Genomic DNA, 26,972 nt, shown 5'->3' with positions numbered 1-26,972 from the left:
TAAAATACCTTCGTTAATCTATTTGTAAATCTTGTCACTCCGCTTATCCGCAATCACAGTAAGTAGGAAATTGTCGAAAACTAGCAAGAACGCTACTCCGTCATTTACCCAGATGTTTAGTAAGTCAAACTTAAATAGGATCTATCATTGGAATAATAAATTCGCTATGAGTAGTGTGTGTATCGAATCCTCATGTAAATACAAGGCTGATGATATCACTGTAGTGTAAATACGATGAATCCGGAAGTCGACTAACGAGGGGCTAGCAAAGAAGTTATTAATGGAGAGTATTCTAAGTGTTTGATGATTTTTGTCCCCCATTAAGAGAGTAAATAAATTATAGAATTATATAGTTCTCTGATAAAGGTTTCATCAATCTGTTTAATATTGATAATACGTTCCTGGCATAAGCCATTTACAGCAAAAGTTGCTTGAAAGTAACCGTTTAATGGTTCAATGTCTATTTCAATATCCGTTTCTATTTTATCCGAAATATCATAGCCATATAAGACATATATCGCGATATCGTAAGATTTCTTATTCAGAATTAAGGAAAAATAGGAAGATGTCTGCGCTGAGTTTGTCTCAGGAACATAGTCTATTCCGTATAAAACTCCGATAGGGTGATTCGATGCAAAATAACTGTTATAGTTATTATTTTTAAATTGCCCTTTTAACCAGAGAATAACTTCAAAGTCAGTGTCAGCAGGGATGTAAATAGAAACCATTGGCTCTTCGATCAGCAACGGGGTGCTGTTAAGTGTGTAAATGTTGTGTATTTTGAATAAGCTATGCCATAACTTAATGTTAGTACACTGATTGTTAACTATCTTGTTCATATCTTTTCCTTGGTAATTGTCAATAAACACTACATTTTTATTGTATTTCGAAGCAATCCACTGTAATTCAACATAAGCATCAGGGTAAAGATCTCTGCTGATCACAACGAGAGTCTCAATATTTTCATTGTAAGCCAATAGGGCTGCATCAACAGCATCATAAACCGACTCAGCGGGAACGACAATTTCACCGTGTATGTTAACGCAAAGATTCAGATTGTCCAATTTGCATTTTCCGTTCACATAGCATACTAATATATCACTTATCCAATCAGGGTCAGCATAGCAAATAAACAAGTGTTTATCGTCCCTATAGTTATTTGCCATTTTCGACAACATGAGTTTTATTTGCTGCAAGTTAGTTAGGTGAGATTTACCAATGAGTTCACATACTTTGGCTGTAATCATGGGCGCGGCAAAGCTGTTCGAGTTGCTGCACTCTTTACCATTCAAATGATGTCTAGCAAAAGCCGTAAATTCTATACCGTCGATGATATTATCATTGAGATAAAACTCCCCTTCGTGCAGCGTGTTGCTTACCTCTCTCTTAACGCCTATAACGTTTGAAAAAGAAGCTGGATATGTAATATAATTATGATTACTTGCGGCACTTACAATAACTAAGCCTTGACCAGCAACCTTGTTTATAACTCTCTGCGTTTCTAATAAATCCGCTGAGCAATGGCTTCCCAAGCTGATATTTACAACTTGGATATCATTTTGAACGCACCATTCTAGTGCACTATACAACTTCTGGATATTTCCCCTTAAGGTAGAAGACAATATCTTCAAGCTATACATATAGATTTCCGGATAATAGTGCTTAATTATGCCTGCGCAGATGGTGCCGTGAGTTATTCTTTCGGGACTGTCTATTGTATAAGCGTCTATTGTGAAATCTTCATTGAAGATCAACTGTTGAACAACCGGTTCACCTAGCAAATATTCGTTGATACCATCATCAATCACGGCAATTTTCACTTTAGCTTCGATGTTCATCATCTCCTTTTACAGATCGACAAAAATAAAACCGCCTCATTGGTCACAAATCCATTGACCCAGGCGGTAGTCATGATTAAAAAAGTGATTAATCATTTAATTAAACAGGTTCTTTTTCCGCAGCATCGAATCCAGACTAGCTTGTAGCACACTATTTAAATACATGCTATCTTCTTCACCATTATTGGAGTTGTCAATAAATAACCCGAATTGTGATAGGCTAGAGCTGCTACTTAATTTACTCAACGAGTCTAACTGCTCCGCCTTTTTCTTTTTATCTGCCTCTACTTCTTTATTAATCTTCTCCCGCTCGGCAGGTGTTAAATAATCACCAATCACCCAAAAAGTAGCTGTTCCATCCGGATGTATAATGACGCCACTGGCATCACCGGGTTTATCATTAGCGCTGGAATCAAAATGATCCTGAATAATTGCTTCTACCCTTTTTTGCATTTGTGGATCTGTTGCCGACTGATTCAGTATATTTGGAGCAATGGTTACATTCCCTTTGCCAACACTACCAGAGTATACACTTTTCACTGCTTCATTGTTCTTTGGTATGGCTTGAACGTTGATTTTAATGTCGAATTTTTTTTCCAATTCCATCAAAACCGCTTCCGAACTCGATGTCGATAGCGCGTCTTGAAATGAAATCTCTGAACTCTTATTTTTCTGGATTACCATTGCAGCCCCCGCACGATTCAGGCTACTGAGTGAAGCTACATTCAACAACTTAAACCAACTCCCTTATTCTTTTTTCCTGTAGAATGCGGCAAACTGTATTATTAATTCGATCTAGGCTGTTGAAGCATCCATTTAATATATCGGTTTCCGGAATTTGTATTTTTAGTTTTTCCTCAATATGTACAAATAGAACCAACAAATCCCGTGGTGAGAACTGCATCGCCTCGCCCAATAAATCTTCATAGAAGTAGTTTTCATTAAGCTTGATCTTGTCCATTCCCATTACGTCGAATAATATTTCGTTTATCTGTTCACGCACTTGATCCAGATCCATAAATATCACCCTTCTTTTATACGATTTGCATATTTTCCTGTAACAATAGAGCTTCACAGCATTCTGCTAATTTCAAAGTGTCTGTCCCATTTAACGAATTAAACAGAGGAACCACTGACTCTAGCGATATTTTTGCAATTTTTTCATCAACCAACTTAGAATCAACCGTAAAAAACTTCAATTCTTTATCCTGTTTGCTTCTGCCCGTATCAAATTTATGATTTGACATATTAAAACAATCAATATCAAAACCTAATTTATGCTTTGTTGACACACATATCTTATCGAGAAACTCTCCATTAAAATCATCATAGGTCAAGTTCATAATACCGACATCCGGATGGATTGCACTAGCCGCCTCGAATGCAGTAATACCAAATCTATTGGTAAACAGATTATTATATACCATTGTCCCGCCTGGAATTCCGATAATCATTACATCAGGTCGTTCGTTCAATTCAATATATTTACAGAAGTGATTAAAAAGAAATATTTTATCTATCTCCGCTTCTTTATGATTAAACATAAAATCAGGAAAAGAATGAAATCCCATAATCTCACAATAAGATTTTGTCCCAATTTGACTTACTTTGTACCCTTCTTTCAAGAAATAATCCCTTAGGCTAAGCTGAACATCAAATTTATTGGATTTTTCCATAAGACTCGCCACGCAGATTATCGGAACATTAATATCCAGCAGTATTTTCTCAACGAGTTCTACTTTCGTTCTGTCAATGTCAATTCCAAAAAAACTTGTGAGTTCCACATTATTTTTCAGGCATACCTTCTTTACCATTTCAACTTCATGATCAGCACATCTGTTAAGCAGAACAATATCTTTTCCCATCTCTGCGGCGTTGATAATTGTCGGGAACACCACTTTTTCAAAACTGCATTCAAATTCACAAATCATTAACACATCAAATTCATCATCTGAAAAAGAATCTTTAACTTTTATACCCACATCCTCACCATAATAGCTGTACGCTGCATCTTTTTCATTCAGTCCAAAACCTAAAGGTGCCATTAATGAAACAAGCTCATAGTTGCCCAGTAAATTGGAGAATCTGACGACCGGACCGAAATCTGCATGATATGGATAAACAATTGCTCTTTTTTTCACCATTGTCTCCCCCATTACACTTTTTCTTTATCAAAGTCGTAGCCTAACTCTCTTAGTACGCAATAATCTTTAAACAAACTCTCAGTGTTTTCTTTAACTTTATTGCAGATACTTAATTTTTTGGCAGCAGAAAACTCACTGATATCATCGGCGGCCATTGCACAAGAAGTGCAATATCTAAAGGCCCAGCACTCTTTGCATTCTTTCTCCGTTATTGTTCCAATGTTTAGTATGTTCCGGATATTATCCAATTCAAAGCCTGTATCTATATGCCCAATCCTCATTACACTAGATGCTTCACTAACTCTTTCACAGGGATACAGAGCACCGTCAGCATTCACAAACAATCGTTGTACTCCTGGAACACACGGTCCGGAATGATGGTCTTTTTTTACATCATAGAAAGAGATTCTAAGCCTGTTATGGACATTCTCCTGGATTTGATCAAAGCTTTCCATCACCAGCTTGGATACATCATTTTTCTTAAGCCTATCAAATTTATAAAGAAATAATTTGAAAACTTCGTAATTATACATCTTGATAAAACTGTCATTGATTAAGGACTCACTTTTTTTGTAGCTACTTGCTATATCACTTGCCATAACAGCAAAGTCTTTTACGGTCTCATAGTTTGAAAAAAAGTTTGTGGAACAGCTAAAATCTGAATTTGGATCAATTACTGCATTGAACATCACTTTATCAACATAGTCTGGCGTTTTGTTTTTGATATTTTCAATATTATCCATAATAGTCTGAAAACTACCTTTATTATTTACCGCAAAAACTCGGTTTCTATCATGCGCGACTTCATCGCCGTCCAGGCTGATCGTTAAATTAAAATCATTAGAAGATAAGAACTCTAAGGTTTCGTCGGTAATTAAAGTTGCATTTGTAGTAAGGTTAAACGTTAGTTCTTTGCCCGCACTTTGTTCTCTGGCATAAGCAACACAAGCTTTTATTAAGTCCATTTCCAGTAAGGGCTCTCCTCCATAAAATCCAATATTAATAATTGGAGAATCAACGGAGTGCTCAATCAAAAACTTAATTGCTTTCAAAGCAACCTCTTTTTTCATTCTCTTATTGGTATGTACTCTGTGTAAGTAGCTCCCTGAATACGCGCAATAGCTGCATCTTAAATTACAGTTTTGCGTGACCTGCAAAGTTATCGAGCCAACGCTTCTGCTTAAATTGTGCTGCAAAGAGTCGCTCATGGGATGAATCATCTCAAAATCCTGTTTCTCCGCCAAAAAACCGGAATCAAATAAGTTTTGAATCTCCGGTTCCACTTGTTCAAAGTTTGAATTTCTATAGTTCAACAAAGCCTGATAAGATCTTTCATTTAATTTAAGAAATGTATTTGCATTCGCATCGAACATATATTTTCCCGTTACCGTTTCAAATAAATGAAATACTGGCACCTGAACTCCCCCCACTCTAAAAGTGAAGCAGGACAGCTTTTTTAATAAAGCCATTTAGCCATCCTGCTCTTAGCTATACTTAAGATTGCACTTACTACCCGATTCCAATAGCAGTCATCTTCATGGAGTTACCAGTATAGGTTACTTGTTTCATGGCTGCTTTGTTTGATCCGCTGGCATTGCATGTACATGCATAACAAGGACATGCACTGCAAGCTGCATATGCCTCCAACGTTTCATAATTTGCATTTGTTCTTTTTACAAGTTGTTTCATATGCCTATTCCTCCTTTCAAATCGTATTTATCTAAATATCAATATTTGATATTTAAATCACTCGAAGGGTAAACCCATTAAACGAATTGATGCTGTTGAGTGATGAGCCGATACCTTTCATTTGTATAGGACAACTCCTCATGAAGTCCAATATCGGATACCCGACCTTTTTCTAAAAAGATTACTCTATCCACATGCTTCAGAATTTCCGGCCTATGACTGACTATAATCACTGTATTGTTACTGAGTACTGTATCTAATAGATGGTTAATTGCTTGTTCAGAGTGAAGATCAAGGTTGGAGGTCGCTTCATCAAAAATCACCATGGGCCTGCTTTTTACTAATGCTCTGGCTATCGCGATTTTTTGTTTTTGTCCACCGGACAACTTGTTCCCATTAGAACCTACGACATAATTCTTAAACTGGCTTGTATTCTTCTCTAATAATTGGGTAGCCTCAATAGCCTGTCTATACTGCTCCTCATGGGTTTCACTGTAAAGTTTTATGTTATTTTCGATGGTTGTGTCAAAAAGATATACCTCTTGACTAACGGTCGAAATTAATTCCCGATATTCATTCAAATTAATAGCCTTAATATCCACTCCATCGAATAAAATTCGTCCTGCAAGTGGTTCGTAAAACCTCTGGATTAAATTTAGGATTGTAGACTTCCCCGAACCATTCATTCCTACAATGGCCACTTTCTCATGGCTGCCAATCGTGAAATTCACATTTGACAATATCAGTTCAGTATCATAAGCAAAGCTTACATTTTCAAACTGTATGCTCCCAAAAGGATTGAGTCGCTTCATACCAATGTTGTCGGATTCTACATCACAAGCTTCGATTTCTTCCTCGAGTAACGAATAATACCTTCGGGCAGAAGGCATTATTCCCGACAATAAGTATCCAATATTCAACATCGATGAGATAGGAGTGGTTACATAAGCGCTGTAGGTAATAAAAGCAAATATGCTTCCTACCGAAAGCTTTGAATCTAATATCATCGTCGATCCAGAAGCATATATAAGAAGAACTAGTCCTCCAATTAGAAATCTCTCCACAGTAATCCGCCAATTGTCCAATAAACTGATTCCCATATGGGAGGTTATTACTTGATTCTGCTTGTCCGCAAATTCTTTTTCTTTGAAAACGAATAAATTAAAAAGCCTTGTCTCCTTCACACCGTTCAAACTATCCTCAAACCAATGCGAATATTCTCCATCTTTCGTGATGTATTTTTCCGCAAGCATCTTTCTTTTTTTAGCAAACGATTTCAAAATAAAATATTCTATAGGGATTAAAATAAGCACAATGAGTGTAAGTTCCCAACTTATGATAAAAAGTCCAATAACTCCTCCTACCAAACTAAAACACTGACTAACAATAAAAAGCATGCTACCATCCGTTATTTGCGAAATATTCGATATATCGGTACTAACGCGATTTAAAATTTCACTGCAGTTTTTATCAGTGAAATATTTCACTTTCACTTTCATAAGTAGATCAAATGCAGCTTTATGCAAGGAGTAGATAATATTTGAAGCTATTTTTATTCTTTGTTTTTCTTTGAGCAAATCTAAAAAGCTACTAGACATTGACAAAAGAAAAATGTAGATTGCCGTTAAAATAATGGTTCTAACATCTGATTTCATAAATCCTTCATCAATAATGATTTTGTTGAACATCGGCAAAATGGAACTAATCAAAGTAGAAAATATTAAGAGCAGAAAAATAAAACATAAATTCTTTTTATGCGGTTTGAATAATCTGATAAGTTTTTTAAGGGTATTCTTATCATTCATAGAATATATCCTCTTCTACTTTCAAGCTTCGGTTTGACATTGAGAACGCTATCAATATATCATATAAAAGAATATTTGGGGTAATTTGGTAGCTAATGGTTGAAATAGGAGGCTGAATGACGTTTTGTGTCAGGTTTTTGTATCTCTGAAGATTAACAAATTTAATTATGGGGGGAATGACTTTGTTACGCATAGCCGTATGTGATGACGAGAAAAAGGAACACGAGTTGCTAAAGGAATATCTCCCAAGACTTATGAAAAGCACGGCTTACTCTTTCGAGATTCAATATTTTACCTGTGGTGAGGAATTGCTTCACTATTATAATCAACAGAGTAGTTATCCTTTTCATATACTTCTAATGGATATTGAACTGAGAGGATTAAATGGAATCGAGGTTGCAAAAAAAATCCGTGCACTTCCGGATCGAGAGGTTCAAATTATTTTTTTGACTAACTATCCGCAGTACGTAATGAACAGCTTTGATGTGCAACCCTTCCATTATTTGATTAAACCGGTAGACTATGAGTATTTTGAGGCAAAGATAATAAAGCTATGTAACTATATCATTTCTTCTGTAAATAGGTTTCTAATGATTAAAACTGAAGATGGACATATCGTGATCAAAAATTCTGACGTTATTGCGATTGTTAAAATCAAACATTCCTTGGCTAAAAACCGGCTAAAGATCATTACCTCAATGCAGCATTACATAATTTCAGGTACAATTTCAGAATATATAAGTAAACTAAACCGTCCGTTTATGCTTATTCATCGTTCCGTTATTGTTAATCTGGAACATGTCCATAAGTTTACAGCTACTTCCGTAATCATGCACAATCAAGAGCAGTTTCCTATTGGCCGTACTCAGGCAAAAGAGGTTAAAGAAGCCTACGCCTATTATATGATTGCACAATTCAAAGAACGAGGATGACGACTCTTTATCTATCAATGGTAATCATGATGTTGCTTATTCTGCTAATCAGAGAAACCATCCTTTTATTCGGTAAAATTAATGAAAATGCCAAACTGACTAAAGAAAATCTGCAATTACATAAACAAATGGATTATCAACACAACAGCTATGAAAAAACCGCACATTCCCTTACAAGCATCAAACAAGTTATCCATGATACGAACAAGCAATTGGTATATGTCCGGACTTGTATTCAGAAGAATGAGATTCAGGAATCTATCCATCATATTAATTCAATGCTCGGTCAAATTCATCAGCCTTCTCTAAAACTATCAACAGGTAATTTGGTAATTGATTCTTTAATTGGTAACGCGCTAAATATTGCTTGTGAACACAAAATTGCTATGAATTATGATATTCATATACACGCCGAAGCTATTGATATTGATCGGTTTGACTTATGTACCGTGATCGGGAACGTGCTGGATAATGCTCTAAACGCCGCTGCAAGAGTTCCCAAAAAAGAAGATAGATTTATTCTGCTGCTAATTTTCACTACTGATACTTCATTGTTTATCCAAGTCACCAACTCACGGAACGATTCTAGCACTATAGTACAGCATAATTTTAAAGAGAATCCCGCTTTTCACGGATTCGGCTTAACAAATATTCAAAGTGTCACCGAAAAATACGGAGGTCATCTGGTTACTAACGCTGAAAATAATGAATTCGAAACGATCATTGTACTGCCTTTTCTAAACATACTTTCAGCAGATACGCCAATCCTGACCGAATTAGAAAGGCAGTGAATAAACTATTTCCCTAGCAAGCTACAGCGACCGCTCCCCAAACATCAGATTGAAGGAGAGCAGGCCCGCTGCAAGCTTTACGAAGTAATCTCAAACAATCTCGCTGTTTTTCCTGGTGGGAGCGCCACCGTCAAAACCCCTGCCGATTTATCCCAATTCCAGGTTGAGCTATGCTGCTGAGGATAGGCACAGGTGATCGCCGGATCAAGTCCCTTCAGTTCTTCTATCAGCAATTGGACATTCGCAGCTTCTCCGGCAATCCGCCATATCGCGACATACCGTCGTTCGCCGCGCCGCAGGCCAAGGCTGACCCATTCGCCCTCACTGTCCGGCAGGCCGAGTGGCCAGAAAGGTGTGGCGTGTGGGATATCACTGCGAATGGTTTTGTAATAATCCAGCGCTTCTTTAACTAGACTTCTGCGGTGGGGTTCAAGCTCCGCCAAATGACCGCTCTGGTGTACACGAAGCAACAACGCATTAACCATATTGAAGATGACTTCCTCATCGTCCCCCTCGCGCAGCGGATAAGACCAAACTGCGGACTGCTCCGGTGTCAGCGCTGCCGGAGAACCTGCGGCAATGGCCGCATACTGTACATAATCCTCCTGGTCGCTAGTAGACTGGATGCTGTGTCGGCTGAGCATCGCATAATCCATGCGCATTCCCCCGCTGGAACAGTTCTCGATTACAAGCTTCGGATAACGAACAAAGATGCTGTCCAACCAAGCCAGATAAGCGCGGTTATGCTGTAGCAGCCCATCTCCGAAGCTGTCCGCATCCGTTTCTGTCCCAATGCCTGCATTGATGTTGTAATCCATTTTAATGTATCCTACACCGTACTGCTCAACCAGACGCGCAATAACACCGTTTGCATGATCAATGACTTTCGGGTTGCGGTAATCTAGCTGATAGCGGCTACGGTCCTTAACCCTTTTACCATGCCGCATGAAAAACCAGCTGTCATCAGTCTCCGCAAGCTTCGGGCTGTTGATGCCCATAACCTCCAGCTCAAGCCATAGTCCGGGAATCATCCCTTTACTGCGGATATAGTCGAGCACATATTTAATCCCTTCCGGAAACCGTTCGCTGGAAGGCTCCCACTGGCCTACGCCATCCCACCACTCTCCGGGTGCATACCAGCCAGCATCAATACAGAAATATTCACAACCTACTTCTGCGGCAGCATCAATTAAAGGCAGTAGCTTCTCAGTCGTTGGGCTTCCCCATAGGCAATTCATATAGTCATTAAAAATAATCCGCAGCAGCTCATTATCCTCATTAGGTCTGCGGATCATCCGGCGATATACCGTAAGCTGTTCTGCCGCGCCCTGAAATCCTCCCCGCACTGCACCTACAGCTGCTGGTACTGAAGTAAACTCTTCACCGGGAGCTAGCTTCAGCCACCAATGGTTATCATGTTCTGTAGGTCCGCTGACCAGCAGGGTAAGCTGATCGTATTGATCCGTCAGCTCCCAATGCCAAGAGCCGTTATGCTCAATCTGCCAGAACAAGCTTGTCCCGCTCTCCTTATTATGCAAAACTGCCATCGGCAGAAGTTCCGCTGCTGACCAAGAGCCTGTATTGCTTGCGGCAATTCGTTTGGAGCCACGGTCTGCCAAATGATACATCCCAAGCTCAGGCAGGCGGTAGGTACGCCACTGAAGTTCACTCTGCCATCCGCTGTGAGCAAGGGTTACTTCAATCTTATCATTGCGCTCCCCGCCCCCCTCTTTGTCTACACCTGTAAGAGCAAAGGAGGAGATGTATTCCACTGCCACCTCAGCTTCTCCAGCATTCTTTAGCACTGTCCAGCTTCGAACGATTTGCACACCTTTGTAGAACTGAAAATGCTGCACTGCCTGGATTCCCGAAATCGGATCAGCCAAGCTAAACTCCAGTTTACGTCCGAGCACATTCACTGTATCGCTGTGCCCCGCATATACCATCCGAAGACCCGGATAGGATGCTCGGTGTGTACGCCCGTGATATTCGGCGCGGTCTTCACCCGATAATTGCAGCTCCAGCAGCCGGAAGCCTTGCTTGTTCTTATCCGCTATGACTACTTCCAAAGGTGCCGCTCCAAAATGCAATAGCCGAACATCCTGATCTTCCGTAACTTCAATCGTAAGATATAGTCCATTTTCAATGATTTCAATCATTTTGCTATTCACAATAATGTACCTCCTGACTTTGTCTCAGTATCTTCTTATGATTATATAACATATAAAAAAGGGACGGTTCTCCAGTAAGTGAATCTTACCTTGGAGCCCGCCCCCTGATCTGAACCTAGTTATTCTGCCGATCCGAATTGAATCCAAGCTTTTTGAATTTCATCGATGGCTTGATCCTTAGTTTTGCTGCCGCCGATGTAAGCCTGCATGAGCTCACCAAATTTTTGGTGGAAGGTATCCAGAGAATAGTTCACGGACAGGTCGCCGGATTTCTCTGTTTTGAGGATTTCTTCCATTTCTTTTGGCATTTGCAGGTCAGGCATAGGAGCATCCTTAATTGGAGGAATAACCTTAGCTACTGTAGAGAACCAGTTCTTACCGTATTCAGAAGTATACAGCCAGTTGAAGAATTCAATAGTCTCACCAGCTACAGCAGAATCCTTATTGATACGCAGGGCTTGATCCGCACCAGTAATAATCTGGGACTGTTCAGCCTTGTCGCTGACTGGGTAACCCATAATGCCCAGGTCGAAGTCCGGTGTGATTTTCTTAATGGCTTCTTCATCCCATGCGCCTTTACCCGTCATGAACGCTGTTTTGCCGGATGCAAAGTCGCTGACTTCAGCATTGCTGTCCCGTTCAAGCGGTTTGTCTGTGCCATGTTTAACAGTAGTATCAACGAAGCTGAAGAAGTTATTGTACAGCACCGGGTGATCCTTGATCGTGGATTTTCCGGCAATAAAATCATTTACTAGTGTCTTAGCATCCGTACCTGCATCTTGGGCTGCCGCATCTACGAAGTGTTGGAAGATATGTTTCCATACCCACCACTCTTTATAGGCGTTGGCAAAAGGAGTAATGCCTTTAGCTTCAAGCTTAGTAATCGCATCGTCCATTTGGGCTGTTGTCTTAGGAACTTCTGTAATCCCAGCATCAGCCAACAGTTTCTTATTGTACATCAGGACGAATAGATTTCCTTTTACCGGAAGACCGAGCACTTTACCGTCCGAAGAACTCATGTTAGAACGCACTGCATCGGTCATCGCCGCAGCCAGTGGCTCATTAGTTAGGTCAGCACTATACTCCGCAAAGGTATCAATATCTCCGCCCGCTGTGGTCTGGAATACGTCAGGTGTACTTCCCGCAGCAATCTTCGATTTGAGCACCGTATTGTAGTCAGCCTGCATAATCTCCAGATTAATCGTCACATTCGGTTTAACTTTCTTGTACTCGGCAATATAAGCGTTAAAAGCATCAGTGTACTCGGGTGATGCGGTGAACATATTAATCGTGACCGGCTTGCCAGAATCTGTGGCAGGAGTATTCCCTGTTCCGCTATTGTTAGCGGCATTGTTGTTTCCGCCGCAACCCGCCAGTAATCCGCCGACGAGCAGCAGACTCGCAGATAAAGCCATAAATCTTTTTAACATGATGTTGCCCCCTTTTCCTCATGCATCTAGTGGTCTTGAGACAATTCTAAAGAAAAAGAAAAAGGATAAGAATGTACATAAGTGAACTTATTAGGGTAAAAAAGTGTGTTCATGTAACCGCTTCACTCCTCCCCGTTCAATAGCAGAACCCGATATTCAGAAGGTGAACAGTCATAATAATTCCGGAACGCCTTGCTGAAATAATTTTTGTCCTTGTACCCCAACATCTCGGAAATGTCTTGGATTTTCAAGTCGGGGGTGGATAGCAGCTCCTTTGCCTTGTCCATTCTTACCTTTTGTACATACTCATGTATGCCATAACCATATTGCCCTTTAAAAAGTTTCATCAAGTATTCTCTGCTCAGGAAATATTTATCCGTGAACATCGATATTTTAATATTCTCAAAATAGTGATTATCAATGTATGCTTTAATATTTTCCAGTACGCTGGGGCGATTGCCAGCAAGGCTTTTGCTGATTTCATTGCCATAGCAATCTAGAATTCCGCTCAGCACCCGCTCAAATTCGCCAAAGGAAGCAAAATCGCTTCCGATGCCTAGCCCACGCAATCCTTTATCTTTACCGCCGCGAATACGTTCGGGGATCGCATCCAGCTCCGTGGCAATATCGTTCAGCAAAATAATAAACTCCTCTATCTGCCGGTCAGCCTCGCCCAGATTAAAACGTCCGGAAGCCTCCCATTTCTTCGTGAATTCGCTTAAAATACTTTTGGCATGATTGATATTCCCGCTCTCCAGTGCGTTGCGAATCAAGGGCATGCGCCCTGTCAAGGAAGGATTATCTTTCCCCTGGGAAGTATCGTTGCTGCTATTTGTGACAATCGCTCCCTTCAGCGTCAGGAGGTCAATCCCGTCGAGAGAGGCTTTGGCAGTCTCATAGGATTGAGCAAGCGCCATGATGTCACCATAGGGCTGTCCGATTCCTCCGGCAACAACAATTCCGAATAGCTCTTTCAGCGTCGAGACTAACTTCTTCATATGATGTAAAGAGCGGAAAGTTGCGTCCTCCTCATAGCCGCCTTTCATCGTGAAGATGGCGATAAACTCGCGTTCTCCCTTATGGCTGGCGAAGCTGAAAGCCTGAAAATGCTCATCGCTATTCTCATTAATCACATTTGTGACGGCAAAATGCAGCAAATCCCGGTCCTCATGGAAGCGATTACGACGCACTTGTTCCAAATTGAGCACCCGCAGTACACCCGCAGCAAAATAATTCCCAGCTGTATCGGCGCCGATCAACGGCAGAAAAGCCTCGTTGGACTGATTTTTGAAGCTGCGCTCAATGATCGACAGATAGATTTTCTCCTTTAGCTTCGGCAGAGACATGTTGAGCGTAATGTTCCTGTTGATGAACTCGCTTTCTTTCTTGCGTTTAGCCTCCAGCACATCGATAGCTTTACGTAAGGCCGCATTCAAATCCCCCCGGTTGACCGGCTTTAATAAATAATCAACTACCTTAGAACGGATAGCCTGGCGGGTATATTCAAAATCATTGTAGCCGCTGATTACAATCGTCAGCAGTTCCGGGAACTCCTTCTCCACGATCTGCAGCAGCTCACTTCCGTTCAGCTCCGGCATTTTCATGTCGACCAATACGAGATCGATCTTTTGCTCACGCAGCATGGCTAGGCCCATACTTCCATCCGTAGCCTCCAGTACCTGATCGACACCTAGTCCTTTCCAGTCTCCCAGGATGTTGATCGCCTCACGCAACGGTTCCTCATCATCTATAATCAATACTTTATACATGGTTAATCCCTCCCCGCGGTAACCGCATGTCCATCTTTGTTCCGCCAGCATCACTGGTAATGGCCAAACCCGCAGCTTCACCATACAAAAGCTTCAGCCGCGTGTTCAAATTTTTCAGTCCGATGCTTTCCGTGTCACTTTCAGCAGCGTTCTCTCCGCCCTGATCTTCCCACTGGATTTGAAGAGAACTTCTCACTTGCTCCAGCCGCTCCCCGCTAAACCCCGGCCCATCATCCGTCACTGAAATAACAGTATGGCTAGGCGTCACATGCGCTTCAATGGTAATTGTGATCGTTGTGGATACTTTTTCCAGCGCATGCTTGATGCAATTTTCTACCAAGGTCTGAATGGACAGCTTCGGAATTTCCAGCTCCAGCAAAGGGTCTTCCCACTGGTAGGCCACCTGCATTCTGTTTCCGAAACGGGCCTTCTGCAGCGCTAAATAACGTTCAATATGCTTTAATTCCTCTCTGGCATGGACCACATCTTTACCGCTAATGCAGTATCTCAGCGTCATAGCAAGATTATCGACCATATCAACAATATCATCATTGTTGTTTTTCAGCGCCTTGGTGGAAATGGCTTGCAGGGCATTATATAAGAAATGCGGATTGATCTCAGCTTCCAGTGCTTTGAGTACAGCATTTTTCTCGACAATTTTCATTTTGTACCGTTCATTGATCAGCTCATTCGTCTTTTCCACCATCTTATTGAAGTGGCGAGACAGATAGGCAATTTCATCCTTTCCTTCAACCTGTGCTTCAGCGTCAAAGCTGCCTGTACTGAACCGCTTCATCTGCAGCGACAGATTCTTTAGCGGGCTCGTTATTTTGTTCGAAATAAAGCTGACCAAGATGACCGAAACAATTAAAAATAACAGTCCTATGAAATAGTTCAATTTGCGTGTTGTCGTGGCTGCTTCATAAATTTCTTTGTAGGGAATCGGCTTAATCAGCTTCCAGCCTTCTTTTTTGCTGATGTCATAAATCACTAGATACTTCTCTTCTTTATCCGACCACGTCACGCGTCCTCCTGAGGCTGGTGTCAGCTCCTTAAGCAGTCCCTCTTGTTCGCTCTGTTGATAAAACCCGGGGTCATCCACCACAAAAGGTTCATTATCGGGACTGACGTACATTAGGTGCTGCCCTTTACTGAAGGGAATATCCTTCATAATCTCGTCCGTAACCGAGGAGTTGAAATAAAGGGAGAGTACCGCCTGCGGCTCCCTGGAGACTATGGAGCGCAGCAATCGATGGTAGCCCATGAAGCTTTTATCCTTATTTATGGGGTAGTCGGAGCTATTGATCATCGAGGATTGGTTTTTTACAAAAGACTGGTAAGAACGGTTAAACGGGCTGGCCAGCGCTTTTTTATACCAGGAAAGATTCTCAATCGACGGATGCTCGGCGACCCGCACGGTAATATTGTAGTTCTCTTTGGTGACATAATAATACTTGTGCTCCTTGATCACATACAGGTAGATAGCTTCCAGATCATTGCGGGAGAAGTAAAGGTTCTTCAAGTAGTCCTCCACATACATCTTCGAGGCATAATCCTCCGATTCATGCAAAATCGCATAGGTGATCTCGTCATAAGATATTTGCGGCAGGGATAATTGCTCGATGCCGTCCAAATAACTCTCCAGATTCCGGCCGACAAGCAACAGATTGTTGCTCGTACTGGCGATGCTGTTATCCACCGATTCTTTTCGCAGCATGCCGTATGAAATGAACGTCAGTGAGGTCACCACCAAAATAATGATGATTGTAAACAGCAAAATAAGCTTGTTCGCCAACCTGCGTGAGACAAGCTCCAGCACGGGTTCAAACCGCTTTATGATCCACTTTTTAATAATAACCGGCAACCTCCCCCACGATTTACAGGCTTAATTATAAATATTTCAGTTCACCTTTTTACCCCTAACTGTACTCTTAAATCCATTTTTGAGTATAGGGTACTGCTCTATAATACACAATATAGACTAACCGGAATGGTTATGTGTGGCAAGCCTAGTCGATATTACCACCCAACAAATCAAGAAGAGGTGCATCCATGTTAAAATCACTCGGCAAAAGATGGCGCGAGAAAACAGAATTCGGATTATTCACTCTCCCAGTCCTCATCTGTATCGCTGTAGCATTCTACATTCCGTTTGCCATGACTATCCGCTATTCGATGACCAAATGGAACGGAATTTCGAAACACCCTAAGTTTGTCGGACTAGATAATTTCAAACAAATCTTTATGGGCGACACCAACTTCGCCAATTCAGCCTGGTTCACCATAAAGTATGCGATTCTGTACATTGTTCTCGTTAACGTGCTGGCCATTCTGCTCGCACTGGTTCTGGACATGAAGCTGAAGAGCACCCCTTGGCTGAGAGCCGCTTTCTTTATTCCTTATATCCTCAGTCTTGTCATTGTCGGTTTTATCTGGAAATTTATCTTTATGCAAGGTTTCAACTCACTCGGAGAAAGTACAGGCTGGTCCATATTTGGTCTAAGCTGGCTAGGGACGCCGGGACTTGCTTTCGTCTCCATACTGGCCGTCTCCATCTGGCAGTCGATTGGTTTTTATCTGGTCATTTATATTGCCGGTCTGCAATCTGTACCTGAGGATCTCAAAGAAGCAGCCACAGTTGACGGCGCTGGTCCCATGAGAAAATTCTTCAGTATTACACTGCCGCTGCTCGCTCCATCCATTACGATTTCTGTGTTCATGGCACTGACCAATTCGATCAAGGTGTTCGATGTCATCCTGTCATTAACCGGGGGCGGACCTGGCGGAACTACCTACAGTATCGCTTACGATATCTACCGGGATACCTTCCAGAACAATCTGTATGGATACGGTACAGCGAAAGCGCTTATCCTGTTCCTAGCCGTCTTGGTGGTAACCATTCTCCAGTTAGCATTCTTCAAACGAAGAGAGGTTGAGGCATAATGAATACAAACCGCAAAGCAGGACGAATCATTCTAGAGGTTGTTATGGTCATCCTCTCTCTTCTGTTTCTATATCCGCTATTTCTGACGATTATCAACTCGTTAAAAAGCTTTAGCGAAGTCATGACGGATGTCATCGCCCTGCCGAAACATCTGGTCTTCGGCAACTATTCCTACGTGTGGAAGTTTATCAACTATCCGAAGCTGTTCCTGAACAACTTTGTCATTACCGGTGTAGGTCTTCTGGGTATTGTGTTCATTTCATCCATAGCAGCCTACAAGCTAGCACGGACGAAATCCAGACTGAGCGGGGTTATTTATTTCCTCTGCATTATGCCGATGCTGATTCCGTTCCAATCGATCATGCTGACCGTTCTGCAAACGGCTAAGACTTTAAATCTCTCTGAGAGTACTTGGGGACTTGGGTTGTTATATTGGGGTTTCGGTGCTCCACTCGCAGTGTTTATCTACCATGGATTCGTCAAGGGTATTCCGGTTGAAATTGATGAGAGTGCCACGATTGATGGAGCATCCGGCTTCCGCCTGTTCTTCAGTGTCATCTTCCCACTCCTGAAATCAGTCACAACAACCATTGTCATTATCGACGTAATGTGGATCTGGAATGACTTCCTGCTCCCGCTGCTCATGGTCAACGGCTCCCCAGATACCAAAACGCTGACACTGGCTGCCTACACCTTCGTTGGCCAATATACCTCAGATTGGCAATATGCGATGACAGCTATGGTCATGGCGGTGCTGCCATCAATCGTGGTATTCATCTTCTTGCAAAAGTACATCGTTAAGGGTGTTGTTGCGGGGGCGGTGAAGGGCTGATTATCTAATTCCAAACTTAGCTTCTGCATAAAAAGGGGGAGATCCATATGGATCTCCCCCTTTTTGCAGACATTCCAATACTTTGCATACTGCTGCGGTCAGCTTTTGATGCAGACGTTCCAATACTCTACATACTGCTGCAGTCTGCTTTTGATGCAGACATTCCAATACTTTGCATACTGCTGCGGTCAGCTTTTGATGCAGACGTTCCAATACTCTCTGCATACTGCTGCGGTCAGCTTTTGATGCAGACATTCCAACACTAACTAGTAGTTTAACTGTATTTTGTACAACTATAACTCTGCAACTCGCTCGGCCGATGGATATAGCTGTATTTCGTACAACTATTCTGTTGATATATTGCCCTCTAGGTCGATTCTCTAGTTTTTAGTTGTATAGAATACACTTAAAAGCAGAATGGTCCGTTTTATATATAAAATAGGTGTATAGAATACAGTTATTTCACAAACACAACGGTGATACTTTATAGGCACTCCATACGGACTCCATTGGTACTCCATTGGTACTCTCTGCATACTGCTACAGTCAGCTTTTGATGCAGACGCTCCAATACTCTACATACTGCTGCAGTCTGCTTTTGATGCAGACGTTCCAATACTCTACATACTGCTGCGGTCAGCTTTTGATGCAGACATTCCAATACTAACTAGTAGTTTAACTGTATTTTGTACAACTATAATTCTGCAACTCGCTCGGCCGATGGATATAGCTGTATTTCGTGCAACTATTTTGTTGATTTATTGCCCTCTAGGTCGATTCTCTAGTTTTTAGTTGTATAGAATACACTTAAAAGCAAAATGGTCCGTTTTACATATAAAATAGGTGTATAGAATACAGTTATTTCACAAACACAACGGTGATACTTTATAGGCACTCCATAGGTACTCCATACGCCACATCATACGTACATCATACGTACTTCATCCCACCCCATACATACTCCATACGTACTTCATGCCACATCATACATACTCCATACGTACTCCACACATTTCACATTCTAACGAGATCGAGCGCGATCCGTGAATAGCTAATCAGAGTTTGTATTTATTAAAGCTCTTTCTCCGTGACCCTGCCGTTAGCATCTATGTTGGCATTAAAAGATAGGGTGTTCAGGATCTTAATCGTTTTCCTATTGTAGGAATCATCCATAAAATTGGGCTGTCCGCCAATGATTTTGACAGGGGTAATCTTGCTGGTCATCTTGGAGTCCTTAATCTCAACGTTCAATAGCATAGAATTAAGTGTTTTTTCCCCACCACGTGTGGAGCGATTAAACACAAAATTCCCAAGTGAATAATAAATGGGCTTGTGCTTATAGTATTCGATGCCCATAAGGCAGTGACTGTGTGCGCCAAGGATTAAATCCGCCCCGCTATCAATCATCTGTTTAGCTAGTGTGCGAGCGTACTTTTCAGGAAAATCCTTAAACTCTTCATTCCAGTGAATATATACGATCGTGAAATCATTCTCCTTGGACATCTTCTGAATGGCGCTAAGCATAGGCTGCGAGGTGTAAGCTGAAGCGGCTCCCGGTTTGTTTTTGCCGGCATACCATGAAGGATTTGAAAGCACACGGCTAACACCAAGGATGGCGATCTTTTTCCCTTTTACCGTCTTAGTATAAGGCTTGAACGCTTCGTCTTCATCTTTGCCAGCACCTGTATGGCCAATCTTGTTTCGATCCAAATGGATCAGCGTGTCGAGCATAGCGTCTTTTCCATAATCCAAAATATGATTATTCGCCAAGGACACTCCATCAATCCCTGCATAGGTTAAGCCGCCCAACGTTGCTGGTTTGGATCTGAAGGCAAAGGTTTTCTCTGCCGCTTTCCCTCGGATAGACACAGGCGTCTCCAGATTGGCGAAGGCGATGTCAGCCTTTTGCAGAGTAGGTGCGACCTTTACAAACGGAAAGTTCACCCCATATTTAGCAATCTGATCGCCAACAAAACCGTCCAAAAGGATATCACCCGCAAAAGCAAGCTTTATAGGATCTGAAGATAGTGAAGCTGCACTGGAAGCAGATGTCACAGGAACTATTAGTGATAACATAAGTGTAATGAGTGCTATTCTACGCAAAACCTTCGATCCTAATCTCAAAAAATACAGCCTCCTCTCATCTTTTGTTAGCTATGATCCTAGCATACTGGAAAGAGGTTACTAAATTAAGAGTAGAAAGACCTGTTATTCCTTTGCTTTTTTCAGAACGGCTCTAAAACAATTTAATCCACCCCATGCATCCGTATGCACAGCATCCGCAGGCAATTCAAAATCTGTCTCCCCCCAATACTGAAATCCAGTTTGTAGCAGCAGGTCATTCATAAGACTCAGATTTACCGTTGGATAATCAAATGTCAATACCAATAATCCTTCTTCGTTCAACGTCCGGTGAAATTCCCGTAAAGTACCGACCGTATCCTCAAAGCTCAAATGCTCCAATACCGATATGCAAAAAACAGTGTCAAAGCTTTCATCCTCATAAGGCAGATCCGTCAGATTAGCTTGAGCGAAATGCAGGTTGTTTGTTCTTCTAGCGATAACCTGCTTCGCCGCTTTTTCCCCAATCTCACTCTCAATACATTCTTGGATAGCTTTTGGGTAAATAACCCTACTGTCCATATCGCAGGCATAGACCTCTGCACAAACCCCTGCCAAATAAAACTTCAAGGGATGAGGAATCCCACAGGCTGCATCCAGCACAACACCATGCGGAGAAATAAAGTTAATACACCACTCATATTCAAAGGGACGGCTCCACCATGATTCCGGCAGATCATAAATTAACTTCTCACGACGTGCATCTGAATTTACGAAAAAACGCGAGACAAAGGGATGGGTTGGCATGGCCAGGACTCCTTTTTCAACGGAATTTTAGGTAGTGAGAGTATATTCATGATTTGCTGATTCATTCCATAACCTTACATTGAACGAGACAAACCCAAAAAAACGGCTGCTCCCTTAGGAACAGACCGTCTTTAAATATAACTGTATAAACCTTATGCGTAGAATGAAAGAGGTTTGGCCTCAATTCCATGTCTCTCGATCAACTTATCAAGTAACGCAGACCATTCCGCATCGACCGTACATTGCTCAGGATGAGCCTCGAACCAAGCAACCGACTGCTTGATCCCTTCGGAGAAAGGCACAGTAGCCTGGAAGTCAGGCACGAAACGTTTGATTTTGCTATTATCAAAAACACTGCTTACCGCTTGATCACCGATCAAGCCATCCGCTGTCCCTGGAGGGGAAAAGGCTGTGATAAAGTCTGTGGAGATATGCACCACTTTAGGTTCCACACCTGCCGCTTGTCCGATGGCCGCATAGATCTGGTTCCAATTTAATACCTCGTCGGAAGTTATATGAATGGCCTCGCCTATCGCTTCCGGATGTCCAAGCAATCCAACGAAACCTTTGGCAAAATCCGAATTATGTGTCAGTGTCCACAAAGAGGTTCCATCTCCATGTATGACTAAAGGTAAGCCGCGGCGGATACGATCGATCAGTGACCAAGGATGCTGGCCACTTGTGAGTGCCGCAGGGATGGCTGTATTTCCATAGGTATGGGAAGGACGAACAATCGTAACCGGGAATCCGTTCGCCTTGTAAGCTTCCATCAACAGCTGCTCACACGCAATTTTATTCCTCGAATACTCCCAATAAGGATTCTCCAGCGGTGTCTCTTCTGTGATTACATAATTACGCTGCGGTTTCTGATAAGCAGAGGCTGAGCTGATAAAAATGTACTGCTTCGTTTTACCTGTGAACAGGTCAATGTCTGCCTGCACATGTTCCGGTGTAAAAGCAATCCAGTCTACCACTACATCAAATTCGTAATCTCGTAATACTAATGCGGCTTCTGCCGGATTACGAATGTCTCCTTTAATTACTTTTGCACCTTCTGGAACGAATTCATCCCGCTGTCCTCTGTTGAACAAATACAGCTCGATTCCTTGATCTACAGCCAACGGGGATACAGCCTGACTAATTAATCCCGTACCTCCGATAAATAAGACCTTCATTTTGCACGCTCCTTATAGTGAATCCGGCTCGTTATTTACTGGTTAACAAAATCTCGCCATACGTGCTTCGGCTGCCAATTTAGCAGCTTTTTGGCCTTCTCATTACTGAGTAGCGACTCGTGACCCTCCAGCGGCTGGCGGAAATCCGTCACCTCTGGATAACGTGCGGCCATTAGCTCTCTGCTAGGAACAGCCATGCTGGTCTCATCTGCACATATATTAAGAGCAACCGCTCCCAATCCATCCGTTTCGATTGCCAATTGGCAAGCTGTTGCTACATCCCGTGTATCTATATAACTCCATAGAATCCGATCGCGCTGCGCTGGATCATGAATGAAGGAAGGGAAACGTTCATACGCCGATGGATCAATAACATTTCCGATTCGTAGGGAAACGACCTGTATACCCTTTCTGCGATAGAACATCTCAGCGGTTTGCTCATTCACAACCTTAGACAGACCGTAGCTGTCTTCAGGTAACTGTGGATGCTCCTCATCCATAGGCACATACTTCGGCCCCAAAGGATTAACCGCAAAACAGATTCCGTAAGAGGATTCACTGGAAGCAATCACTGCTTTCCGAATCCCGAGACCCGCTGCAGCCTCCAAAATGTTATAGGTAGATACTACATTATTTTGAAAGGTGACCTCACTCGTCTTTATATTTGCAGCTGGGATCGCAGCCAAATGTACAACTGCATCAGCGCCTGCAAGCACACCATATACTTCACCCAAATTATTCAAATCAGCAATCATCGTTGGGCACAAAGAATCTGCGGATTTTTGCGTATCTACATTCACAACCTCATACCCTTGCTCTACAAAATGCCGGACCACCCATCTGCCCAACATCCCACTACCGCCTGTAACAACTACTTTCGCCATGAGTGTGTCTCCTTTTTTATGAAGCTAACAACTACTCCAGAATCTCCTCAATCTGCTTCAAAATCTCTTCCGAAAGCTCAATACCTGAAGCCTTAACATTCTCTTCGACCTGCTGCGGACGGCTGGCACCCACCAGCGCACTAGCTACATTAGGTTGACGCAAAATCCAAGCCAAAGCCAAATTCCCAACAGAAATATTCAGTTCCGTGGCGATCCCACTCAATTGGCGGACTTTTTCAATCTTTTCTTCTGTAATCGAATCTTTTAATCGATCCAGCTTAGCAGCACGGCTATCCTCAGGGATGTCCGTGTTATACTTTCCAGTTAACAGCCCTTGAGCCAGTGGAGAAAATACCACCTGTCCAATCCCACGGCGCTCGCCGAGCGGAATAATCTCTTTCTCAATATAACGGTTAAACATATTATAAATCGGCTGATTAACAACAATATGATCTAGCAAATAGCGGTCTGCTACAGCTAACGCATCGGTCATTTGCGCCGCCGTCCACTCACTAACACCGACATAATATACCTTGCCTTGCCGAACCAGATCATCTAGCGCACGTAAGGTCTCTTCAATTGGAGTTTCCGGATCAAAACGGTGGCAATACATAATATCCACGTATTCTACTCCGAGACGTTTCAAGCTAGCATGACACTGTTCCGTGATATGTTTGCGGGATAGTCCACGGTCGTTAGGCCCCGAGCCCATTTCCCCGTATACTTTAGTAGCTAATACATAGGACTCACGAGAGTAGTTACGTAAAGTCTCACCTAGTACTTTCTCGGCAGCACCTTTTTCATAAACATTTGCAGTATCAAAAAAATTTACGCCTAAGTCGTAAGCGGTTTCAATGGCATTAACAGCATTATCTCTTTCCACATAGCCTCCGTATGTCAGCCAGCTTCCCAAACTAATCTCACTGACTTTTAAACCGGTTCCACCTAATCTGCGATATTTCATAATAACTGCTCCTCTCCATAGTTCCGTGTTTGATTTTGGCAGGTTGCTTAGCACTCATATTCATTCTAGAATAGTTTGTATATAATAGAAAGAAGTGAAAATTAGTTTATTATATGATCTCTAGTGTAGTTACTATACTAGAGTATAGTAGCTTTACAAACAGGAGGAGATACCTTGAAGACAGCTAAATCTACTAATAATTATATCCCCAAAACCCCTGTTACTATTGAATGTAATGTTGAAAAAACACTTGAAGTATTAGGTGGAAAATGGGCCTTTCTTGTCCTCAGAGAGCTATTCGACGGCACGCAGCGTTTTGGGGCACTGCAACGCAAAATCACTAATGTTTCTCCCCGCGCACTAACCACTACGTTGCGCCATCTGGAGGAGCATGGTGTGCTTGAACGTCACGTATTTCCGACTGTTCCTGTTACGGTAGAATATTCGCTTACTCCCAAAGGTGAGGATTTACATCAAATTTTGAAGGAAATGAAGCTGTGGTCCGCGAAATGGACTTAGCTTGAGCAGATTGTGACCGATGAAAAAAGAAGCTGTCCAAAAAGTAGAGAATTCTACTTATAGGGCAGCTTCTTTTTTATAAATAGGCTATACAATGGATGGATTCTTACTTAACCCATGGGATATGTGCGGTGTGCGGCGTGCGGTGTGCGGTGTGCGATGTGCGGTGTATGAATTGGGGAAATACTCCCTAAAAATAGCCGAAATTCGCTAAAAAAGAGCATAATGAGGGAATTTCTCCCTAAAAATCGAGGTGATTCCTTTATTTTTCACCAAATCAGGTAAATTACAGGGAGGTTTTCCCTAATTATAAGTTAGATGACCATATATCTAAGAATTATAGGGAGAAATCCCCTAATTATAGAGTCGGAAGCGTATTTGGACATCTGAAAACAATTGAAGATACCAGCGATTTCTGCGATCACGTCATACACAAATTGCCGTTTGAGGTCAGCAGGCTTTGCCTTGCCTTCAATCTCCTACTGAAGCAGATCGCGGATAATCAAAAACGCAGAGCAGCGAAGATCCAATAGGAGGATGAATCGCTGCTCTTTCCCTTGCATTTTTGAAAATGAAGGAGAGATCGTCTCTTTTCGTAGAAAATCCACATATAGAATAACCCCTCCAGCATTTTTTACTATATTGATCTAATATTTATCCACAATTGCGCCGAGAACTGCCGTATTTACATAGGGTTTTCCTTTGAGGCTTTGCAGCTCTTTCGCAGTTCCAGTAACGACAACTCCCAATAGCTGTACATCACTGGCGTCCGGCGCCGCTTTATCCTTTTTCAAGTAATTCGAGATTCGCTCAAACTCTCCGTAATGCTTGCCCTTCATCTGAAGCCCATAGGTTAAGGATTGTAAAAAATCCTCTGGTTTCGGCTTAAATAACCCTTCCCATTCCCCACCGTAGCCATATACTTGTCTAGCAGATTCCGGTAAGGCATATTTATTCGGGCTGCTGTCATTCCTAATAAACTCAAGGTTCTTTTTATTGTCATACGTATCTACCCAATACCAAGTCTGTGACAAACCCGCCGGCAGCATCTTCTCTACCTCTACCTGAGTGTAGCTTTTATCAAAAGAAACAGCCATTTCTACGAGCTTGCCATGTTCCATTTGTTCGAGTGAAGGCAGGTCATTTAGCACTTTTTCGTTATAATTCACTCCAGGCACATAAAACATCATTTCCCGCTGACCATTTTGACTGTTATATCCTCGGTAGTATTCATAATTTTGCTGTGTCATTACCGGGTCAGGAACATTTATACTAGAGTATCCCCTATTAAGCAGAGAAAACCGGCTGCCCATATCGAAATACAGTTTTTTAGTATCCCATACGATGGGCACACCCTCAACAACTTTGTAAGTGCTCAGTTCAACTTTACCCGATAGAAACCCTAAATCAAGCTCAGTTCTCAACTCCTGAAGGTTAGGACTGCTAATCTTCATCATGATCCTCTCTTCATCCAAACCACGCATCGCCAACCAGCTTGTCAGATGGGCGTTACCCAGCATCCCGCCGAATAATACTATAACCGTCACCACTAGAGAAATGATTGTGTTTCGAATCATTGTTTTTCGTTTTGCCTTCTTAATTACTTTTGAAAGGTTCTGATCATCCTTTTGTTCCCATGGAGCTGTCATTCCGCTTCACCTCTATACTTTTTTTGAAATTGCTTGCGGGCACGAAACAATGCCGATTTCACTGTATCTGTCGTAATTCCCAGAAGCTCAGCTATCTCCTGATAGGACAGCTCCAGCTCATACTTCATAATAATGAGTTGTTTATGGAGCGGTAGAAGCTCATCCAACACTCTTTCGATGTCTTCCCGTTTCTCTTTTAACAGCACATGATCCTCTGGCAATTCCATATCCGGCACATCTACATAGTCAATAGGAATGACTATCCGCTTGCGGCGGCGGCACAGATCATAGTAGCGATTGATCGCTACTTTATATAACCATGCACTGAATTTGTTCTCATCAATGGAATCAATATACAAAAGAGCCTTATACACCGTATCCTGTACGATATCTTCAGCGTCGGCTGCAGGTGCCCCGAGACGAATCAAGTATTTTTGAATTTCTAACATTTTAGGTTGAAGTATCTGATGTAGCTGCCCGGGCTTCATCCTGCACCTCCCTTCGTATGTATAACGATAAAGTTCTCGGAATGTTAGCTTATGAGGTGAAAAAAATTATAAAACAAAAG

At 42.1% G+C, this 26,972-nt stretch carries 24 protein-coding genes; 5 read left to right on the top strand and 19 right to left on the bottom strand.

Features of this window, described 5'->3' with window-relative positions; all coding sequences use genetic code 11:
* Positions 1-320: 320 nt before the first annotated feature.
* The 7 genes from NST25_RS09200 to NST25_RS09170 form a co-directional block, all read right to left on the bottom strand.
* On the bottom strand, positions 321-1,841 hold the full coding sequence (locus NST25_RS09200) for a S8 family serine peptidase (protein ID WP_081387797.1): 1,521 nt from the start codon (positions 1,839-1,841) through the stop codon (positions 321-323).
* A gap of 93 nt (positions 1,842-1,934) precedes the next feature.
* Positions 1,935-2,570 carry a DUF6033 family protein gene (locus NST25_RS09195; protein ID WP_076184254.1) on the bottom strand — a complete coding sequence of 212 codons (636 nt, stop codon included), beginning with the start codon at positions 2,568-2,570 and terminating at the stop codon, positions 1,935-1,937.
* 1 nt (position 2,571) lies between these two features.
* Positions 2,572-2,856 (bottom strand): hypothetical protein, encoded by a 285-nt coding sequence (locus tag NST25_RS09190; RefSeq protein WP_036684022.1) that lies wholly within the window; start codon positions 2,854-2,856, stop codon positions 2,572-2,574.
* A gap of 16 nt (positions 2,857-2,872) precedes the next feature.
* Complete coding sequence (locus tag NST25_RS09185; protein ID WP_340393831.1) at positions 2,873-3,982, bottom strand: TIGR04066 family peptide maturation system protein; 1,110 nt, start codon at positions 3,980-3,982, stop codon at positions 2,873-2,875.
* 11 nt (positions 3,983-3,993) lie between these two features.
* Complete coding sequence (ccpM, locus tag NST25_RS09180; protein ID WP_217904434.1) at positions 3,994-5,451, bottom strand: Cys-rich peptide radical SAM maturase CcpM; 1,458 nt, start codon at positions 5,449-5,451, stop codon at positions 3,994-3,996.
* A 40-nt stretch (positions 5,452-5,491) separates the two neighbouring features.
* Positions 5,492-5,671, bottom strand: coding sequence for a CLI_3235 family bacteriocin precursor (locus tag NST25_RS09175; RefSeq protein WP_036684027.1), 180 nt, complete (start codon positions 5,669-5,671; stop codon positions 5,492-5,494).
* 77 nt (positions 5,672-5,748) lie between these two features.
* Positions 5,749-7,476: an ABC transporter ATP-binding protein gene (locus tag NST25_RS09170; RefSeq protein ID WP_076179649.1), complete on the bottom strand. Its 1,728-nt coding sequence runs from the start codon at positions 7,474-7,476 to the stop codon at positions 5,749-5,751.
* Positions 7,477-7,658: 182 nt separating this feature from the next.
* Here NST25_RS09170 and NST25_RS09165 point away from each other — a divergent pair, with 182 nt between their 5' ends.
* On the top strand, positions 7,659-8,408 hold the full coding sequence (locus NST25_RS09165; protein ID WP_076184252.1) for a LytTR family DNA-binding domain-containing protein: 750 nt from the start codon (positions 7,659-7,661) through the stop codon (positions 8,406-8,408).
* Entirely contained in the window at positions 8,405-9,199 is a 795-nt protein-coding gene (locus NST25_RS09160; protein ID WP_081387794.1) for a GHKL domain-containing protein, read from the top strand. The genes NST25_RS09165 and NST25_RS09160 overlap by 4 nt, the downstream gene beginning before the upstream one ends.
* A 77-nt stretch (positions 9,200-9,276) precedes the next feature.
* Here NST25_RS09160 and NST25_RS09155 read toward each other — a convergent pair whose 3' ends face one another.
* The 4 genes from NST25_RS09155 to NST25_RS09140 form a co-directional block, all read right to left on the bottom strand.
* Complete coding sequence (locus NST25_RS09155; protein ID WP_340394381.1) at positions 9,277-11,358, bottom strand: glycoside hydrolase family 36 protein; 2,082 nt, start codon at positions 11,356-11,358, stop codon at positions 9,277-9,279.
* Between the two features lie 131 nt (positions 11,359-11,489).
* Positions 11,490-12,800: a sugar ABC transporter substrate-binding protein gene (locus NST25_RS09150; RefSeq protein ID WP_339281886.1), complete on the bottom strand. Its 1,311-nt coding sequence runs from the start codon at positions 12,798-12,800 to the stop codon at positions 11,490-11,492.
* Positions 12,801-12,922: 122 nt separating this feature from the next.
* Positions 12,923-14,569 carry a response regulator gene (locus NST25_RS09145; protein ID WP_076124842.1) on the bottom strand — a complete coding sequence of 549 codons (1,647 nt, stop codon included), beginning with the start codon at positions 14,567-14,569 and terminating at the stop codon, positions 12,923-12,925.
* The gene (locus NST25_RS09140; protein ID WP_340394379.1) at positions 14,562-16,424 is read right to left on the bottom strand and encodes a histidine kinase; all 1,863 of its coding nucleotides are present in this window, start codon (positions 16,422-16,424) and stop codon (positions 14,562-14,564) included. Before NST25_RS09140 ends, NST25_RS09145 begins: the two co-directional genes overlap by 8 nt.
* Before the next feature lie 197 nt (positions 16,425-16,621).
* Here NST25_RS09140 and NST25_RS09135 point away from each other — a divergent pair, with 197 nt between their 5' ends.
* Entirely contained in the window at positions 16,622-17,512 is an 891-nt protein-coding gene (locus tag NST25_RS09135; RefSeq protein ID WP_036684044.1) for a sugar ABC transporter permease, read from the top strand.
* Positions 17,512-18,345, top strand: coding sequence for a carbohydrate ABC transporter permease (locus tag NST25_RS09130; protein WP_036684045.1), 834 nt, complete (start codon positions 17,512-17,514; stop codon positions 18,343-18,345). The genes NST25_RS09135 and NST25_RS09130 overlap by 1 nt, the downstream gene beginning before the upstream one ends.
* Here the strand turns inward: NST25_RS09130 and NST25_RS09125 are convergent, their stop codons facing one another.
* The 6 genes from NST25_RS09125 to NST25_RS09100 form a co-directional block, all read right to left on the bottom strand.
* Positions 18,346-18,600 carry a hypothetical protein gene (locus NST25_RS09125; RefSeq protein ID WP_339190308.1) on the bottom strand — a complete coding sequence of 85 codons (255 nt, stop codon included), beginning with the start codon at positions 18,598-18,600 and terminating at the stop codon, positions 18,346-18,348.
* A gap of 816 nt (positions 18,601-19,416) precedes the next feature.
* Complete coding sequence (locus NST25_RS09120; protein ID WP_339190307.1) at positions 19,417-20,469, bottom strand: CapA family protein; 1,053 nt, start codon at positions 20,467-20,469, stop codon at positions 19,417-19,419.
* Positions 20,470-20,553: 84 nt separating this feature from the next.
* On the bottom strand, positions 20,554-21,213 hold the full coding sequence (locus NST25_RS09115; RefSeq protein ID WP_076187130.1) for a class I SAM-dependent methyltransferase: 660 nt from the start codon (positions 21,211-21,213) through the stop codon (positions 20,554-20,556).
* A gap of 152 nt (positions 21,214-21,365) precedes the next feature.
* Entirely contained in the window at positions 21,366-22,388 is a 1,023-nt protein-coding gene (locus NST25_RS09110; RefSeq protein WP_076191108.1) for an SDR family oxidoreductase, read from the bottom strand.
* Positions 22,389-22,423: 35 nt separating this feature from the next.
* Positions 22,424-23,272: an NAD(P)-dependent oxidoreductase gene (locus NST25_RS09105; RefSeq protein WP_076187126.1), complete on the bottom strand. Its 849-nt coding sequence runs from the start codon at positions 23,270-23,272 to the stop codon at positions 22,424-22,426.
* 31 nt (positions 23,273-23,303) lie between these two features.
* Entirely contained in the window at positions 23,304-24,236 is a 933-nt protein-coding gene (locus NST25_RS09100; protein ID WP_038569620.1) for an aldo/keto reductase family protein, read from the bottom strand.
* A 174-nt stretch (positions 24,237-24,410) separates the two neighbouring features.
* Between NST25_RS09100 and NST25_RS09095 the strand changes: the two genes are divergently transcribed.
* Positions 24,411-24,755: a helix-turn-helix domain-containing protein gene (locus tag NST25_RS09095; RefSeq protein ID WP_036684053.1), complete on the top strand. Its 345-nt coding sequence runs from the start codon at positions 24,411-24,413 to the stop codon at positions 24,753-24,755.
* 647 nt (positions 24,756-25,402) lie between these two features.
* Here the strand turns inward: NST25_RS09095 and NST25_RS09090 are convergent.
* Together NST25_RS09090 and NST25_RS09085 are read right to left on the bottom strand one after the other, a co-directional pair.
* Positions 25,403-26,404: an anti sigma factor C-terminal domain-containing protein gene (locus NST25_RS09090; protein WP_340393827.1), complete on the bottom strand. Its 1,002-nt coding sequence runs from the start codon at positions 26,402-26,404 to the stop codon at positions 25,403-25,405.
* Positions 26,401-26,892 carry an RNA polymerase sigma factor gene (locus NST25_RS09085; protein ID WP_036684055.1) on the bottom strand — a complete coding sequence of 164 codons (492 nt, stop codon included), beginning with the start codon at positions 26,890-26,892 and terminating at the stop codon, positions 26,401-26,403. Before NST25_RS09085 ends, NST25_RS09090 begins: the two co-directional genes overlap by 4 nt.
* Positions 26,893-26,972 lie beyond the last annotated feature (80 nt).

The organism is Paenibacillus sp. FSL E2-0190, assembly GCF_037992965.1.
In the GTDB taxonomy this organism is placed as follows: domain Bacteria; phylum Bacillota; class Bacilli; order Paenibacillales; family Paenibacillaceae; genus Paenibacillus_AQ; species Paenibacillus_AQ odorifer.
Note: the sequence above shows the minus strand (reverse complement) of the source record. Positions and strands in the feature narration are given on the sequence as shown.

Coding starts and splice junctions, on each gene's coding strand:
- NST25_RS09100 (WP_038569620.1), bottom strand. CDS start 24,236: ATGAAATATCGCAGATTAGGTGGAACCGGTTTAAAAGTCAGTGAGATT.
- NST25_RS09190 (WP_036684022.1), bottom strand. CDS start 2,856: ATGGATCTGGATCAAGTGCGTGAACAGATAAACGAAATATTATTCGAC.
- NST25_RS09185 (WP_340393831.1), bottom strand. CDS start 3,982: ATGGTGAAAAAAAGAGCAATTGTTTATCCATATCATGCAGATTTCGGT.
- NST25_RS09090 (WP_340393827.1), bottom strand. CDS start 26,404: ATGACAGCTCCATGGGAACAAAAGGATGATCAGAACCTTTCAAAAGTA.
- NST25_RS09200 (WP_081387797.1), bottom strand. CDS start 1,841: ATGATGAACATCGAAGCTAAAGTGAAAATTGCCGTGATTGATGATGGT.
- NST25_RS09125 (WP_339190308.1), bottom strand. CDS start 18,600: ATGTCTGCATCAAAAGCTGACCGCAGCAGTATGCAGAGAGTATTGGAA.
- NST25_RS09155 (WP_340394381.1), bottom strand. CDS start 11,358: ATGATTGAAATCATTGAAAATGGACTATATCTTACGATTGAAGTTACG.
- ccpM (WP_217904434.1), bottom strand. CDS start 5,451: ATGGCTTTATTAAAAAAGCTGTCCTGCTTCACTTTTAGAGTGGGGGGA.
- NST25_RS09105 (WP_076187126.1), bottom strand. CDS start 23,272: ATGGCGAAAGTAGTTGTTACAGGCGGTAGTGGGATGTTGGGCAGATGG.
- NST25_RS09170 (WP_076179649.1), bottom strand. CDS start 7,476: ATGAATGATAAGAATACCCTTAAAAAACTTATCAGATTATTCAAACCG.
- NST25_RS09130 (WP_036684045.1), top strand. CDS start 17,512: ATGAATACAAACCGCAAAGCAGGACGAATCATTCTAGAGGTTGTTATG.
- NST25_RS09115 (WP_076187130.1), bottom strand. CDS start 21,213: ATGCCAACCCATCCCTTTGTCTCGCGTTTTTTCGTAAATTCAGATGCA.
- NST25_RS09175 (WP_036684027.1), bottom strand. CDS start 5,671: ATGAAACAACTTGTAAAAAGAACAAATGCAAATTATGAAACGTTGGAG.
- NST25_RS09160 (WP_081387794.1), top strand. CDS start 8,405: ATGACGACTCTTTATCTATCAATGGTAATCATGATGTTGCTTATTCTG.
- NST25_RS09150 (WP_339281886.1), bottom strand. CDS start 12,800: ATGTTAAAAAGATTTATGGCTTTATCTGCGAGTCTGCTGCTCGTCGGC.
- NST25_RS09085 (WP_036684055.1), bottom strand. CDS start 26,892: ATGAAGCCCGGGCAGCTACATCAGATACTTCAACCTAAAATGTTAGAA.
- NST25_RS09145 (WP_076124842.1), bottom strand. CDS start 14,569: ATGTATAAAGTATTGATTATAGATGATGAGGAACCGTTGCGTGAGGCG.
- NST25_RS09135 (WP_036684044.1), top strand. CDS start 16,622: ATGTTAAAATCACTCGGCAAAAGATGGCGCGAGAAAACAGAATTCGGA.
- NST25_RS09110 (WP_076191108.1), bottom strand. CDS start 22,388: ATGAAGGTCTTATTTATCGGAGGTACGGGATTAATTAGTCAGGCTGTA.